The organism is Stappia sp. 28M-7 (assembly GCF_014252955.1).
In the GTDB taxonomy this organism is placed as follows: Bacteria; Pseudomonadota; Alphaproteobacteria; order Rhizobiales; family Stappiaceae; genus Stappia.
This window is the reverse complement of sequence record NZ_JACMIA010000001.1, coordinates 3,973,624-3,987,923: the sequence shown is the minus strand read 5'-3', so window position 1 is coordinate 3,987,923 and position 14,300 is coordinate 3,973,624. Positions and strand designations below refer to the sequence as shown.

Annotated in this window: 11 protein-coding genes; 10 read left to right on the top strand and 1 reads right to left on the bottom strand. The window is 67.0% G+C overall.

The annotated features are described in order from the left end of the window. Positions 1–124: 124 nt before the first annotated feature. A complete protein-coding gene (locus H7H34_RS17930; protein ID WP_185925995.1) occupies positions 125–769 on the bottom strand; it encodes a GntR family transcriptional regulator in 645 nt (214 codons plus the stop codon). A 187-nt stretch (positions 770–956) separates the two neighbouring features. Between H7H34_RS17930 and H7H34_RS17925 the strand changes: the two genes are divergently transcribed. From H7H34_RS17925 to H7H34_RS23540, 10 genes are all read left to right on the top strand, one after another. Then, complete coding sequence (locus H7H34_RS17925; protein WP_371811424.1) at positions 957–1,904, top strand: tripartite tricarboxylate transporter substrate binding protein; 948 nt, start codon at positions 957–959, stop codon at positions 1,902–1,904. After that, positions 1,895–2,356, top strand: coding sequence for a tripartite tricarboxylate transporter TctB family protein (locus H7H34_RS17920; protein WP_185925994.1), 462 nt, complete (start codon positions 1,895–1,897; stop codon positions 2,354–2,356). Before H7H34_RS17925 ends, H7H34_RS17920 begins: the two co-directional genes overlap by 10 nt. A gap of 1 nt (position 2,357) precedes the next feature. Beyond that, entirely contained in the window at positions 2,358–3,836 is a 1,479-nt protein-coding gene (locus tag H7H34_RS17915; protein ID WP_185925993.1) for a tripartite tricarboxylate transporter permease, read from the top strand. A 36-nt stretch (positions 3,837–3,872) separates the two neighbouring features. After that, entirely contained in the window at positions 3,873–5,309 is a 1,437-nt protein-coding gene (locus tag H7H34_RS17910) for an aldehyde dehydrogenase (RefSeq protein WP_185925992.1), read from the top strand. 38 nt (positions 5,310–5,347) lie between these two features. Further along, positions 5,348–6,238, top strand: coding sequence for an NAD(P)-dependent oxidoreductase (locus H7H34_RS17905; RefSeq protein ID WP_120269464.1), 891 nt, complete (start codon positions 5,348–5,350; stop codon positions 6,236–6,238). A gap of 311 nt (positions 6,239–6,549) precedes the next feature. Then, a complete protein-coding gene (locus H7H34_RS17900) occupies positions 6,550–6,708 on the top strand; it encodes a hypothetical protein (RefSeq protein WP_185925991.1) in 159 nt (52 codons plus the stop codon). Between the two features lie 27 nt (positions 6,709–6,735). Further along, a complete protein-coding gene (locus tag H7H34_RS17895) occupies positions 6,736–8,433 on the top strand; it encodes a dihydroxyacetone kinase family protein (protein ID WP_185925990.1) in 1,698 nt (565 codons plus the stop codon). 275 nt (positions 8,434–8,708) lie between these two features. Beyond that, positions 8,709–10,112 (top strand): sigma-54-dependent transcriptional regulator, encoded by a 1,404-nt coding sequence (locus H7H34_RS17890; protein ID WP_120269454.1) that lies wholly within the window; start codon positions 8,709–8,711, stop codon positions 10,110–10,112. After that, positions 10,105–12,153, top strand: a complete 2,049-nt coding sequence (locus H7H34_RS17885) for a cache domain-containing protein (RefSeq protein ID WP_185925989.1) — start codon at positions 10,105–10,107, stop codon at positions 12,151–12,153. Before H7H34_RS17890 ends, H7H34_RS17885 begins: the two co-directional genes overlap by 8 nt. Before the next feature lie 344 nt (positions 12,154–12,497). Then, a complete protein-coding gene (locus H7H34_RS23540; protein WP_185925988.1) occupies positions 12,498–14,243 on the top strand; it encodes an OFA family MFS transporter in 1,746 nt (581 codons plus the stop codon). The last annotated feature ends 57 nt before the right edge of the window (positions 14,244–14,300 follow it).

Genomic DNA, 14,300 nt, shown 5'->3' with positions numbered 1-14,300 from the left:
ATACTTGCCATTTTCCGGGAGGTGAGGCGCGCTGCTGCAGGAGCCGGGGCACGGGCCGTCCGCCGGGCTGGATCAGCCCGGTTCGCAGGTGTCGCAACAGGTCGGCCGATTTGTCAGCCTGCGGTCACAGGGCGCCGCAGTATTTTTCCTCGTAGAAGGCGCGTGCGGGCTGCATGTGGCTGATGCACAGCCTCGCGAGTTCCTCAAGATCGCCATTGCGGACGGCGTCGACCATGGCGAAATGCTCCGCCCTGGCCTTCTCCAGCAGGGACGGCATGCCGAGGCCGTGGGAGCGGATCCCGTGCGTCTTGGCGTTGGAGGTCTCGATCGCTTCGGAGAGATAGGCATTGCCTGTTCCCTCGAAGAGCTTGCGGTGGAAGATCGTGTTGGTCTGGAACACGAGCCCGAGATCGCGTGAAGCGACAGCCTCGGCATGGGCGTCGCGCGCAGCCTCGAGCTGGGCAAACCACTCCGGGTCGGCAGCCAGCTGGATCCGGCGTGCCGCTGCCTCGTGCAGGATGACGCGCAGCTCGTAGAGCGCCGCGACCTCAGCGCGCGAGAAATAGCGCACCGCCGCGCCGCGATTGGGCTGGCGCTCGACGATGCCTTTTCTCTCCAGCTCGTGCAGGGCGGCGCGCACGATATGGCGTTTGGTGGAGAAGCGGACGATGAACTCGTCCTCGTAGAGCCGTTGTTTCGGCAGAAACCTGCCGAAAATGATGTCCTGTTCCAGGACCGAGACGATCTCTGAAACCGCCGTCTCGGTCATGGTTCCGTGTCTGACCATAATGCAGCGCCTGATTATTGATAATTTCGTCGATGTTTATATCGACAGGCGCGGCGGCGCAAATGCCGCCCCTAATTCACTTGCCGGCGGTCCGCCCGGACGTATGGTCTGCCGGCACTTTTCAACGGGACCGCACAAGACCGGCCCGCAACGATCCGGGAGGATTATCGTGCTCAGGAAACTCATGACGGCCGCTGCGGCCATTGCCATCTTCACCGGCCCGGCTCTCGCCGAATGGCCCGAGAAGTCGCTCGAGCTCATCGTCGCCTATGGTGCAGGCGGCGGCACCGACGTTACCGCACGTACGCTCCAGCCGCTGCTGGAAAAGGAACTCGGCCAGTCCGTGGTCATCGTGAACCGCCCGGGTGCGGCCGGCGAAGTGGGCCATGCGGCCCTCGCCAACGCCACGCCGGACGGCTACACGATCGGCATCGTGAACCTGCCGCCGATGCTCACCATCCCGATCACCAAGGATGCGGCGTTCAAGGCTGATCAGATCATCCCGGTGGCGGGCCTGGTGCGCGACCCGTCCGCGATCTCGGTTCCCGGCAACAGCCCGTTCAACACGCTCGACGAGCTGATCGCCTATGCCAAGGAGAACCCGGGCGCGGTGACCATCGGCACGACCGGCGTCGGCACCGACGACCACCTTGCCATGCGCTATCTCGCCAAGGCGACCGGCGCGGAGTTCACCCACGTTCCCTTCGCCTCCGCCGGTGCGGCCCGTACGGCCCTGATGGGCGGTCACGTGTCCGCGGCTGCCCTGAACCTCGGCGAGGCCATGCCCAACGCCCAGGAAGGCAAGGTGAAGATCCTCGCCCATTTCGGCTCCGAGCCGTCCGCGCTGGCGCCTGACGTTCCGACCGCCAAGTCGCTCGGTGTCGATGTCGAGATGCTGTCCGAGCGCGGCGTCGGCGTTCCGGCCGGCACGGACCCGGCCATCGTCGAGAAGCTTGCCGCCGCCATTGCGGCCGTGGCCAACGACCCGGCGTTCATCGAGCGCAACAAGGAGCTCTTCACCGAGGTGGCCTACAAGTCGTCGGCTGATTTCCAGCAGCATGTGCAGAAGCTGCGCGACGACTATCAGGCCATGTGGGACGAGTCCCCGTGGCAGTAACGCCTGATCAGGCAGAGGGAAACACCGTCCGGCCGCTCGAGCGGCTGGCGGTGGCTCTCCTCGTTGCGATTGTCGGAGCCGTCGTCACCTGGGACGGCACCCGGCAGGCCGGGGCGAGCGCCTATTTCCCCATCGCGGTCGGCAGCGCGATGATCGTGCTGTCGGTGATGTCCATCGTTCGGCTCGGCCGTGACACGCGTCTCACGGACGAGGCTCCCCTGTTCAGGGGCTTTGCCGGCCTTGCCCTGCTTGCAGTCTTCATCGCGCTCGCCGGCCAGATCGGCTTTCTCACGGCCTCCCTGGCATTCATCCCGGCGATGGCGGTGCTCGGCGGAGACCGCAATGTCGTGCGCGTTGTCGTTGGAACGGTCGTCTTTGTCGTCATGGCCTATGTCGTGTTCCATCTGGCCTTCGCTCAGCCGTTCCCGGCGGAACTGATCCTGGGAGGCTGACGTGATCGAAGTTCTCTCCGGTCTTCCCCACGCCCTGCTCGTCGACAGCATTCTGGCGATGATCGTGGGCACTGCCGCCGGCATTCTCGTCGGCGCGATCCCCGGCCTCACGGCGACCCTCGCCATGGCCCTGCTGCTGCCGTTCACCTACACGATGTCGCCGCTCGTGGCGCTTGGCATGATGGCCGGCATCTACAACGGCTCCATGTATGGCGGCGCCATTCCGGCGATCCTGATGCGGATCCCCGGCACGCCTTCCGCCGTTGCCACCACATTCGACGGCTACCCGCTGGCCCAGGCGGGCCGCGCCAAATATGCGCTGCATATTGCGCTGGTCTCCTCCACGGCAGGCTCGATCATCAGCGCGCTGGCGCTCATGGTCATCGCACCGCCGCTGGTCACGCTCGCTCTCAAGTTCGGCCCGACCGAGTATTTCTGGGTCGCGATCTTCGGCCTCACCAGCGTGTCGCTGCTGCTTGCCGGCGCCCCGGCCAAGGGTCTTGCCTCTGCGATGATCGGCGTTGCGGTCGGGCTCGTCGGCATGGACATGATGACCGGTGCGGAGCGGCTGGTGTTCGGCGTGCGCCACATCGCCGGCGGCGTCGACCTTGCGGTGATGCTGACGGGTCTTTTCGCCATTCCTCCCGCGCTGGCCATGCTCGCCTCGTCCTCGGGCGGAAGCAGCCGTGCCGACCTGACCGGCGCCGGTCTCAAGCTGCGCGAGACGGTCACCTTCGCCCGTACCTGGCTCCGGTCGGGCGTCATCGGCGTCATCATCGGCATCATGCCGGGCGCCGGCGGCAATCTCGCCGGTATCCTCAGCTATGCCGAGGAGAAGCGTGCGGCACGGGACTCCTCGCGCTTCGGCAAGGGCGACCCGCGCGGCATCGCCGCCTCGGAATGCGCCAACAACGCCGACAACGCCTCGTCGCTGATCCCCACGCTCGCCCTTGGCGTGCCGGGGAACTCGGTCGCCGCGCTGATGATGGGCGCAATGCTGATCCAGGGCCTGAACCCGGGACCGGCGCTGTTCAGCCAGCATGCCGACGTCGTCTACGGCTTCATGTGGCAGATGCTGCTCACCGCCTTCATGATGCTTGGCCTCGGTCTCGTCGGCGCGAAGCTGTTCGTCAACATGCTCCGCATTCCCGCCGCGCTGCTCGCGCCGATGATCCTGATCATCTGCTCGCTCGGCACCTACGCCTCGACGAACGCCATGGCCGACGTCTGGCTGATGCTCGGCTTCGGCGTGACCGGCTATGTGCTGTCGCGCTCGGGCTACCCCATCGCCCCGATCGTCCTGGGCGCGATCCTCGGCCCCATGGCGGAATCCTCCTTCCGCCAGGCGCTGTTGATCTCGCGCGGAGATCCGCTCTCCTTCGTCTCCTCGCCCATCTCGATCGTGCTCGTCGTCGCGATCCTGGCGATCCTCGCACTCCCGCTGCTGCGCCGCCGCAAGACCCAGACGCCTGCCGGCTGAGCGCAGACCCGACCATACAACAGGACAAGAACAGGCATGGACACTCGCACGAAAGCCCGCGAACTCGTCAGCATCAATCCTGCCGACGGCACCGAGGTCGCGCGCGTTGCGGTCACCACCCCGCAGGAGCTGGACGCCGTCGTCGCGCGCGCGCAGAAAGCGTACCGGGAGTCCGGCTGGAAAGAGCTGATGCCGCACAAGCGGGCCGAGGTTCTGCACGCCATCGCCAACGGCCTCCTGGCCGAGAAGGAGACGCTTGCGTCGCTGCAGATGCGCGACAACGGCAAGCCGATCGCGGAGTGCCGCGGCATGGTCGACTATGCGGTCGGCACGTTCCGCTACTACGCCTCCGTCTGCGAGACGCTGGAGACGGACGTCACCCCGCGTCGCGGCGACTACGTGTCCTTCACCGTGCTCGAGCCCTATGGCGTGGTGGCTGCCATCACGCCGTGGAACTCGCCGATCATGAACGATGCGGCGAAGGTCGCGCCGGCGCTTGCCGCCGGCAACGCGGTCATCCTGAAACCGTCCGAGGACGCGCCGCTGCTCGCGCCGGAACTGGAGCGCGTTGCCGCGGCCGCGGGGCTGCCGGGCGGGCTGCTGCAGGTGGTGCAGGGATATGGCGCGGATATCGGTGCGGCTCTCGTGGCGCATCGGGGCGTCGGCATGATCTCCTTCACCGGAGGAACCGCCACTGGACGGGCCATCGGCCGCGTTGCCGGCGAGCGCATCGTCCCGGTGGCGTTGGAACTCGGCGGCAAGTCTCCGCACGTGGTCTTCGCCGATGCCAACCTGGAGCATGCGGTGGCGGCGGTCGCGGCCGGCATCTTCGGCTCGTCCGGCCAGTCCTGCGTTGCCGGCTCCCGGCTGCTGGTCGAGGAGAGCGTCTACGACGAGGTCGTGACGCGGCTCGTGGAGCGCGCCAAACGGATCGTGGTGGCCGCGCCCGACGCCAAGGGCGTCGAGGTGGGACCGCTCGCCTCCTTCCATCATCGCGACCGGGTGCATGCCTTCGTCGAGCGGGCCCGTGCGGAAGGCGGACGCGTCCTGTGCGGCGGGTCGGCTCCCGAGGGCGCCGCGTACGAGGCGGGCGCCTATTACCTGCCGACCGTGATCGACGGGCTGCCGCACGACGCGCTGTCCTGCCAGGAGGAGGCTTTCGGCCCGGTCCTGGTGGTGCTGCCGTTCAAGGACGAGGCGGACCTCGTCGCCAAGGCCAACGGCACGGATTTCGGCCTGGCCTGCGGCATCTGGACCGAGAACTTCAAGAAGGCCTGGCGCACGGGCCGCGCGCTCGAGGCCGGGTCCGTGTGGATCAACACCTACAAGCAGTCCGTGACGAGCACGCCGTTCGGCGGGTTCAAGGACAGCGGCATCGGCCGGGAGAAGGGCATCGACGGCCTGCGCCTCTATGCGCAGGTGAAGAGCATGTATTTCGGCCTGCACGAAAACCCGCTGCCCATCGCCAAGTGATCCGTCCCGACAACGAATTGAGAGTTTCTGGAGTCTCCATGACCGATATTTCGAAGGTTGCCATCTACGGTCTCGGCAATATGGGCTTTCCGCTCGCCAAGCGGATCGCCGCCCGCTTTCCGGTGCAGGTGTTCGACCTGAACGAAGAGATGCTGGCCAGGGCCAAGAGCGAGCTCGGCGCCGAGACCATCGCAAGCCCCGAGGCGCTGTCGCAGACGCGGATCGTGGTCCTGTGCCTGCCGAGCCCCAAGGCCTCGCTCGCGGTGCTGCGCCAGATCGCACCGCATCTGCCCAAGGACGCGGTCGTCGTCGAGACCTCGACGGTGAACCCGGAAGACATTTTCGCCTGCCGCGATGCGCTTGCGCCGCACGGCCTGCGGGTGATCGATGCCTCGCTGATGGCCGGCGTGAGCCAGATGGAAGCGGGAACCGCCTCGCTGCTGATCGGCGGCGAGAGCGACGCCATCTCCGCCTGCCAGCCGGTGCTCGACGCGATTGCCGACAAGCAGACGGTGTTCGGCCCGCTGGGTACCGGCGCTGCGGCCAAGGTGATCAACAACGCGGTTGCCCACGCCGTCATGGTCGTGGTTGCCGAGGCCGGCTCGATGGCGACGGCGACGGGCGTGTCCATCGACAAGCTGATCGGCCTGCTGTCGGATCCGCAGATGGGCCTGCACCGGCCGCTGACCTACCGCTTCGCCAAACGGGTGGTGGAAGGCGACTATGCCGGCGGCATGCCGCTGGACGCCGCACGCAAGGATTCCCGCCTTGCCCTCGATCTTGCCCAGACGGAGGGCGTTCCGCTCTTCGCGATCCAGGCGGCGCATTCGGTCTACGAGATGGCGTCCCGCGCCGGCTACGCGCGCGAGGATTACGCCGCAATCGCCAAGCTGTGGGACGACTGGCACGTCCCGGCCGTTCCGAAGTAAGCGAAAAAGCCTGAACTGCCGGGGCTGTCGTTTCGACTTTCCCCGGCAGTCATTTTGCCGGCAAAGTGTCAGGCGGGAAAACTGCCCGACGGCTCGAACGAGTGGCTGGTGGTACGGGCTTCCTCCATCAGCCATCGGCGCCAACGAGCGATAACAGCGCTCGAACAGTTTCAGCTCCAGAAAATTTTCCAGCAGTCAGACCTAGCGGCTCGCGGCAGACTGCGCGACGCACACTTCCTCAGCAACGGCACGACTCATCATCGATAGGTGCGGCCTCCAGGGAGGCGCTGCTCGGCAAGCCGGTCAAGGGCTTGCCCTGGACGATCGACGGCGAAGCGATGAAAGTGCGGCACACCGCGCCGCGCTTGGGCGAACACAACCGGAATATTGTGGTCGACCTGCTCAAGCGTAGCGAGGACACCTATCACGAGCTTGTCGTGCAGGGCGTTTTGGCGCAAGCACCGGCTTGAGCGTGTGACCACATCTGGGGAATGGATATGAAGAAGCTGATCAACGATCCCGCGAATGCCGTTGCAGAAATGGTTGCTGGCCTGGTCGCCGTGCAGCCCGGACTGACCAGGATCGCTGGCCGGAATGTGGTCTTGCGCGACGATCTGCCGGCGCCGGAGCACCGCAAGGTCGCCATCATCTCCGGCGGTGGCAGCGGCCATGAGCCCGCCCATGCCGGCTATGTCGGTGCCGGCATGCTGACGGCGGCGGTGCTGGGCGATGTGTTCACCTCGCCGAGCGTCGATGCGGTGCTCGAAGCCATTCAGGCGACGGCGGGTCCGGCCGGAGCGCTTCTCATCGTCAAGAACTACACGGGCGACCGGCTCAATTTCGGCCTGGCGGCCGAGATCGCCCGCGCCGGCGGCATTCCGGTCGAGATCGTCGTCGTGGGCGACGATGCGGCGCTCGAGGGCATCGTCGCGCAGGAGCGGCGGCGCGGCATCGCCGGCACCATTCTCGTCCACAAGGTCGCCGGCGCTGCGGCCGAGCAGGGCAAGGATCTTGCCGTGGTTGCCCAGTTGGCTGGCCGTGCGGCCGATGCAGTCCGCTCCATGGGTGTCGCCCTTGGGTCCTGCACGCTGCCCTCGGCGAAGGCTCCGAGCTTCACGCTCGGCGACGAGGAGATCGAGTTCGGTCTCGGCATTCACGGCGAGATGGGCGCGCGCCGCTCCGCCATGCTGCCGGCGAGCCGCATCGTCTCCGATATGCTCGACCGCCTCGTCGAGGATCTGGGCGAGCGGTCCCGCGAGCCGGTGGCGCTCGTCGTCAACGGTCTCGGTGCGACCACCCAGCTCGAACTGATGATCGTGGCGAGCAATGCGCTCGACGATCTCTCCCGTCGCGGCGTGAAGGTCGCACGCGTGTGGGCCGGAAACTTCATGACAGCGCTGGAGATGCCGGGCTGCTCCCTGTCGCTGATGCCGCTGGACGCCGAACTTTCCGCGCTGATCGACGAGGCGACCGTGGCGCCGGCCTGGCCCGGGCCGGGTCTGCTTGCGGAGAAGGTTGCGGTAAAGGCGCCTGTGGCGACCGACGACATTCTCGCCGGCGAAGCCGACGGCCCCGTTTCGGATGCGGTACGCAAGGCGATGCTGGCGATTGCCGAGGCGCTCGATGCGGCGGAGCAGAAGCTGACGGAACTCGACAGCGTTGCCGGCGACGGTGATCTCGGCGCCAGCATGGTGCGCGGGGCCGTGGCGCTTCGCGGTGTCGCAGCCCAGCGGTTCTCGACGCCGTCGAAGGCTCTCGATGCACTCGCGCTGGCGCTGCGCCGCGAGATCGCCGGCAGCTCCGGCCCCTTCTACGCGATTGCCCTGATGCGGGTCGCAAGGCTGCTGGAGGGCGAGGCGTCGCCGTCCGCCGATCTGTGGGGCAAGGCTCTGGCGGAAGCCGGCGAGGCCGTGTCCGCGACGGGCGGCGCAAAGCCCGGCGACCGGACGATGCTCGATGCGCTTTCCGGTGCGATCGAGGCATGGCGCGCGGCGCGGGCCGAGGGACGTGGTGGCCTTGAGGCATTCGACGCCGCCGCTGCAGGCGCCGCGCAGGGCGCCGCGAAAACCGCCGAGATGACGCCGAAGCTCGGGCGGGCGAGCTATCTCGGCGAGCGTGTGCTCGGACATCCCGATGCCGGCGCAACGGCCGTCGCTATCTGGATGGATGCGCTTGCGAGGTCGCTGCGCGGCTGAGGCGCTTTACCGCCCTCGACGAGGATTGATTTTCAGCCTGCAGTCCTTCCTTCCCCAAGGCCCGGTCGCGGATATGCGGCCGGGCTGTTTTTGTTCCTCTCCGCTTTCCGCCGGCTTGCCGCAGGGGTGCGTTTGCCTGCGGCCGCGATGGTCTTTGCGATCCGGCCTGAGTTCCGCGCATTTCGCTCAAGGACGTTATGCTGCCTGTTATGGTTGTGCTATCTCTTGGGAGAAATAGGCACAGAACAACAGAAAACTCCGGGGGGAGGCAGATCATGTGCACGGGATCGCTGAGGCGTGTAGCGGATGCGTCCGTTGATGCGGAGTTCGGGCCATGGCTGTCGCAGGCCGCGATCCTCATCGTCGACGACGAGCCGGGCATGCGCAATTTCCTGGTGCGGACGCTGGCGCCGCACTGCAAGCACATCGCCGAAGCCGAGGATGCCGCGGCCGCATCCGTGATGCTGGATCGGCATCACTTCGATGTGGTGATCCTCGACAACATCATGCCGGGCAAGACCGGCGTCGAATGGCTCGCCGAGCAGCGGGAGATCGGCTTTTTCGCCCATGCGATCCTGATGACCGCCTATGCGGATCTGGAGACGGCGATCCAGGCGCTGCGGGCCGGCGCCGTCGACTTCGTGCTCAAGCCCTTCCGCTCCAACCAGCTGCTCAACGCGGTGGCGCGCTGCCTCGACCGGGTGACCTTGCTGCGCGAGAACCAGCTGCTGCGTCACCAGCTGCACGCGACCTCCGACCATCTGTTGTTGCGCGACAAGCTGATCGGCCATTCCGCAGAGATCGGCGAGATCCGCGACACCATCGCCCGGGTCGCGCCGCTGCCGACCTCGGTCCTGATCACGGGCGAATCCGGCACCGGCAAGGAAGTGGCCGCGCGTTCCATCCACGAGCTGTCGGATCGTGCGGCCAAGCCTTTCGTGCCGGTCAATTGCGCGGCCATTCCCGCCGACGTTATCGAGGCGGAGCTGTTCGGCCATCTGAAAGGCGCGTTCACGGGGGCGGCGTCCAACCGCGAGGGCCTGTTCATGCATGCGCAGGGCGGCACGCTGTTCCTCGACGAGATCGGCGAGCTGCCGATGCCGCTGCAAAGCAAGCTGTTGCGGGCCATCGAGGACCGGCGGGTGCGGCCCATCGGGTCCGAACGCGAGGTGCCGGTCGACCTGCGGTTCGTTTTCGCGACCAATGCGGACCTGGAGCGCGAGGTGGAGGCGGGGCGGTTCCGCGCCGACCTGTTCTACCGGATCAACGTGCTGCAGATCGAGATGCCGCCGCTGCGCGAGCGCGGGGACGACATTCTCGAACTGGCCGAACTGTTCATGAGCAAGCTTGCCGTGCAGCTCGGCATGCCGCCCGTGCCCATCGGGCCGGATGTGGTCGCCGGCCTGCGGGCTTACGAATGGCCGGGCAATGTCCGCGAGCTGCGCAACATGATCGAGCGCTCGCTGATCCTCGGCCGGTTTCCGGCGGAGCTGACCCGCAAGACGGATACTCAGCCGATTGCGCCGGCGCCGAGCCGGACGGATCTTCTGGAGGATATCGAGCGCCGGCACATCCTGGCGGTTCTGGACGAGAGCGAGGGCAACCGGGCCGAGGCCGCGCGCCGGCTCGGCATCTCGCGCAAGACCATCGACCGCAAGCTTGCCGACTGGAATGGCTGAACCTTCGGCGCGGGCTCGGGGAAGGGGACTGCACGGAAGCCGCCTGTCGGTTCGCGTCCGCCTGCTCGCCATCGCCTTGTTGCCGACGCTGGTGGTGCTGCCGCTCTTCCTCGGCTGGGCGATGGTGCGTTGGAACTCCAAGTTCGACGCCCTGCTCAAGACCAAGGTGAATGCCGATCTCACGGTCGCGCACCAGTATTTCACCCGAATCCTGGAGGATACCGGCGAGCGTCTCGATGCGCTCGGCAAGTCGGCGGAGTTCCGCGACATCGTCTCTGCACGCGATGGCACCGCTCTGGCAGCGCTGCTGGAGCGCAGCCGCGGGCAAATGGGCCTCGATTTCCTCTACCTCGTCGGCAAGGACGGCAGCGTCCGCGCGGTCTCTCCGGCCGGGGCGCGTCCGCCGACGGGCCGGGACTGGCCGGTGGTCGACCGGGCGATGGCCGGTGCCCCCGCCAGCAGCGTCGACATTTTCGAGGGCGATGAGCTCGCCGGCATCTCGCCCGACCTTGCGGAGCGTGCGAGCCTCGAGCTGATCCCGACACCCAACGCGGTGCCGACGGAGCGGACCACCGAGACGCGGGGCATGGTCGTGCACTCGGCCAGCCCGGCGCGCCTTGCCGGCGCGGTGCCGGCCGCGCTGGTCGGCGGCATCCTGCTCAACCAGAATCTCGTCTTCATCGATACGATCAACGACCTCGTCTACCGCGAGGCCAGCCTGCCGGAGGGGAGCCAGGGCACCGCCACGCTGTTCCTGGAGGACGTGCGGATCAGCACCAATGTCCGCCTGTTCGAGAACCGCCGGGCGCTCGGCACCCGGGTCTCGGCGGCGGTGCGTGAGCGCGTGCTGGGCCGGGGGCAGGTCTGGCTCGACAGCGCCTTCGTCGTGAACGACTGGTACATCTCCGCCTATGAGCCGATCACCGACAGCCGGGGAATGCGGGTCGGCATGCTCTATGTCGGCTTTCTGGAGGCGCCGTTCCAGAAGGAGAAGGTGGCGACGCTTGCCGCCGTTCTCATCGGCTTCCTTCTGGTCACGGCCGTCAGCGTGCCGCTGTTCCTGCGCTGGGCGCGCGGCGTGTTCAAGCCGCTGGAGCGGATGACGGACACGATCGCGCGGGTGGAGCATGGCGACCTCGGCGCGCGTACCCGGCCCGGCAGCGGCAACGACGAGATCGCCCGGGTCGCGCAGCATCTCGATCACCTGCTCGATCTGGTGCAGGAGCGCGACCGGCAGCTGCGGTCCTGGAACGAGGAGTTGAATGCCCGGGTCGAGGAGCGCACGCGCGATCTGATGCTGGCCAACCGGCAGCTGGAGGAGACCACGAAGCAGCTGATCATGTCGGAAAAGCTCGCCGCCATCGGCGAGATCACGGCCGGCGTCGCGCACGAGATCAACAATCCCATCGCCGTCATCCAGGGCAACCTGGAGGTCTTGCGCATGCTGCTCGGCGAGCACGCGAAGGTCGCCGGCACCGAGATCCGGCTGATCGACGAGCAGGTCCACCGGATCAACCAGATCGTCATGAAGCTGCTGCAGTTCGCCAAGCCCGACGAATATGCCGGCTATGCCGACCGGCATGCGCCCGACGAGGTGATTTCCGACTGCCTGCCGCTGGTGCGCCATCTCCTGCGCCGAACCGAGATCGAGGTGGTGCGCGAGATGCGGGCCTCCCGCGCCATCCTGATGAACCGGACCGAATTGCAGCAGGTGCTGATCAACCTGATCGTCAACGCCATCCATGCGATGCCGCAGGGCGGGCGGCTGTCTCTGGCCACCGCCGACACGCAGCGCGGCGACGTACCGGGCGTGACGGTCGAGGTCGCCGACACGGGCGTGGGCATGAGCGCGGAGGTGCTCTCCCGCGTCTTCGATCCGTTCTACACGACCAAGAGCCGGCAGGGGACGGGCCTCGGCCTGTCGATCACCCAGACGCTGGTCAGCCGCCAGGGCGGCGAGATCCGGGTGCGCAGCGCACCGGGCGCGGGCACCGTCTTCACCATCTGGCTGCCCGAGGAGCCGAGCGCCGGCGACGCCTGACGCTTCGGACAAAATGTCCAGTCCCCGGTGGCGGGACAGGCGGGCGGACCTGGACAAAATGTCCGCACTGCGCCGGCTCTTTCTATCAAGTCATTGCAAAATCTCGATCATTCAAACTGGCGCCGAACTTGCGTGGGGGAGTGTGCTGTCTCGACGCAGGCCGTCCGTGTGGGCCGGTCTGCCGCGGGGCTGCAGGGCGGGAGGCCTTGCAGGGCGCGGGGGAGCAGGCAGCAGGCATCCGGTCCCGGACAGGGGCCGGCCGGGGGCTGCCGACGATCCGGTCAACGGCGCGGCATGCGATCCGGAACTGCCTCGACAACCGTGCACGGGAGGAGAACAGGTGCATGTTTGACTGGCTGAAAAAGGAACACATCGTCGCAGAGGACGGCTTCAACCGCTGGAAGGTTCCGCCGGCGTCCATTGCCATCCACCTGTGCATCGGCTCCGTCTATGCATGGAGCATCTTCAATCCGCCGCTGATCAAGCAGTTCGGCGTCGTGGCCGCAGCGCCCGGCGACTGGAGCCTGTCGTCGGTCGTGTGGATCTTCTCCGTCGCCATCGTCTTTCTCGGCCTGTCGGCGGCCTTTGCGGGCAAGTGGCTGGAAGAGGTCGGCCCGCGCATGGTCGGCGTGGTGGCGGCGCTGTGTTGGGGCGGCGGCTTCCTGATCGGCGGCTTCGGCATCATGACGCACCAGCTGTGGCTGCTCTATCTGGGCTACGGCGTGCTCGGCGGCTGCGGCCTGGGCCTTGGCTATGTCTCGCCGGTGTCGACCTTGATCCGCTGGTTCCCGGACCGCCGCGGCATGGCGACGGGCATGGCGATCATGGGTTTCGGCGGCGGTGCGATGATCGCGACGCCGATCAAGGAGTGGCTGCTCGGCGTGTTCTACAAGGCGCCGGACTATCTCGGTCCGCTCGGCTCCATCGATCTCGTCACCGAGGGCGGTCGCCGGCTTGCCGAGGTCAACGGCCAGATGGTCGAGGTGGTGCTCGCCGGTGCCAAGCAGGTGGCGGCCGCACCCGTCGCCCTGCAGGAAGGCATCTATGTGGTGGGCACCGGCAACACGGGCGCTGCCGGCACCTTCTTCACATTGGGCATCGCCTATTTCGTCGTTATGATCATCGCGGCCTTCTCGTACCGCGTGCCGCGCGAGGGCTGGCGCCCGGCCGGCTGGACGCCGCCGACGGCGGATGCGGCCTCGCGCAAGATGATCACCCAGAACAACGTCCATATCGACCAGGCGCTGAAGACGCCGCAGTTCTACCTGTTGTGGATCGTGCTGTGCTTCAACGTGACCGCCGGCATCGGCGTGATCGGCGTCGCCAAGACGATGATGTCGGAGATCTTCGGCACCACCTTGCCGTTGATCGTGAACTCCGCCTTCGCGGCGACTTACGTGTTCATGATCTCGGTGTTCAACATGGTCGGCCGGTTCTTCTGGGCCTCCACGTCTGACTATATCGGGCGCAAGAACACCTATCACTGCTTCTTCGTGCTCGGCACCTTGCTGTACCTGTCGATCCCCTTCGCGGCGGCACAGGTGAGCGTCGATCCGGCGGTGACCTGGCTGGTGATGTTCTACGGCGCCACCATGATCATCTTCACGATGTATGGCGGTGGTTTCGCGACGATCCCGGCGTATCTCGCCGATATCTTCGGCACCAAGTATGTCGGCGGCATCCACGGACGCCTGCTGACCGCCTGGAGCACCGCCGGTGTCCTGGGGCCGCTCGCCATCACCGAGCTGCGCAACATGTCGCTCAACAGCGCCATCCGGGACCTTGCGTTCAAGGTGGACCCGCAGGCCTTCGTCCAGAAGTTCGGCGCGGGCGTCGAGCAGCTCGACCAGTTGGTGGCGGCGAAGACGGTGACGGTGGCCCAGCTGATGGAGATCGCGCCAGCCGGCACGGTCGATCCGACGTCGAGCCTCTACAACACCACCATGTATGCCATGGCGGCCCTGCTGGTGATCGCGCTGGTGGCCAATGCCCTGGTGCGGCCGGTCGATGCCAGGCATCACATGGAGAGTGCCGCGGGAGCAGGCGCGAAGGGTGCAAGCCCCGAGGGCGCGCAGCCGGCCAAGGCCTGAGGCGATCCCCCAGGGCCCGATCCCAGGGCCCGATCCCAGGGTCTGACCCCAGGGTCT

Bases quoted from the DNA above. Each gene is read 5' to 3' on its own strand.
- H7H34_RS17890 (WP_120269454.1), top strand. From the start codon at position 8,709: ATGTGCACGGGATCGCTGAGGCGTGTAGCGGATGCGTCCGTTGATGCG.
- H7H34_RS17930 (WP_185925995.1), bottom strand. From the start codon at position 769: ATGACCGAGACGGCGGTTTCAGAGATCGTCTCGGTCCTGGAACAGGAC.
- H7H34_RS17895 (WP_185925990.1), top strand. From the start codon at position 6,736: ATGAAGAAGCTGATCAACGATCCCGCGAATGCCGTTGCAGAAATGGTT.
- H7H34_RS17910 (WP_185925992.1), top strand. From the start codon at position 3,873: ATGGACACTCGCACGAAAGCCCGCGAACTCGTCAGCATCAATCCTGCC.
- H7H34_RS17885 (WP_185925989.1), top strand. From the start codon at position 10,105: ATGGCTGAACCTTCGGCGCGGGCTCGGGGAAGGGGACTGCACGGAAGC.
- H7H34_RS23540 (WP_185925988.1), top strand. From the start codon at position 12,498: ATGTTTGACTGGCTGAAAAAGGAACACATCGTCGCAGAGGACGGCTTC.
- H7H34_RS17905 (WP_120269464.1), top strand. From the start codon at position 5,348: ATGACCGATATTTCGAAGGTTGCCATCTACGGTCTCGGCAATATGGGC.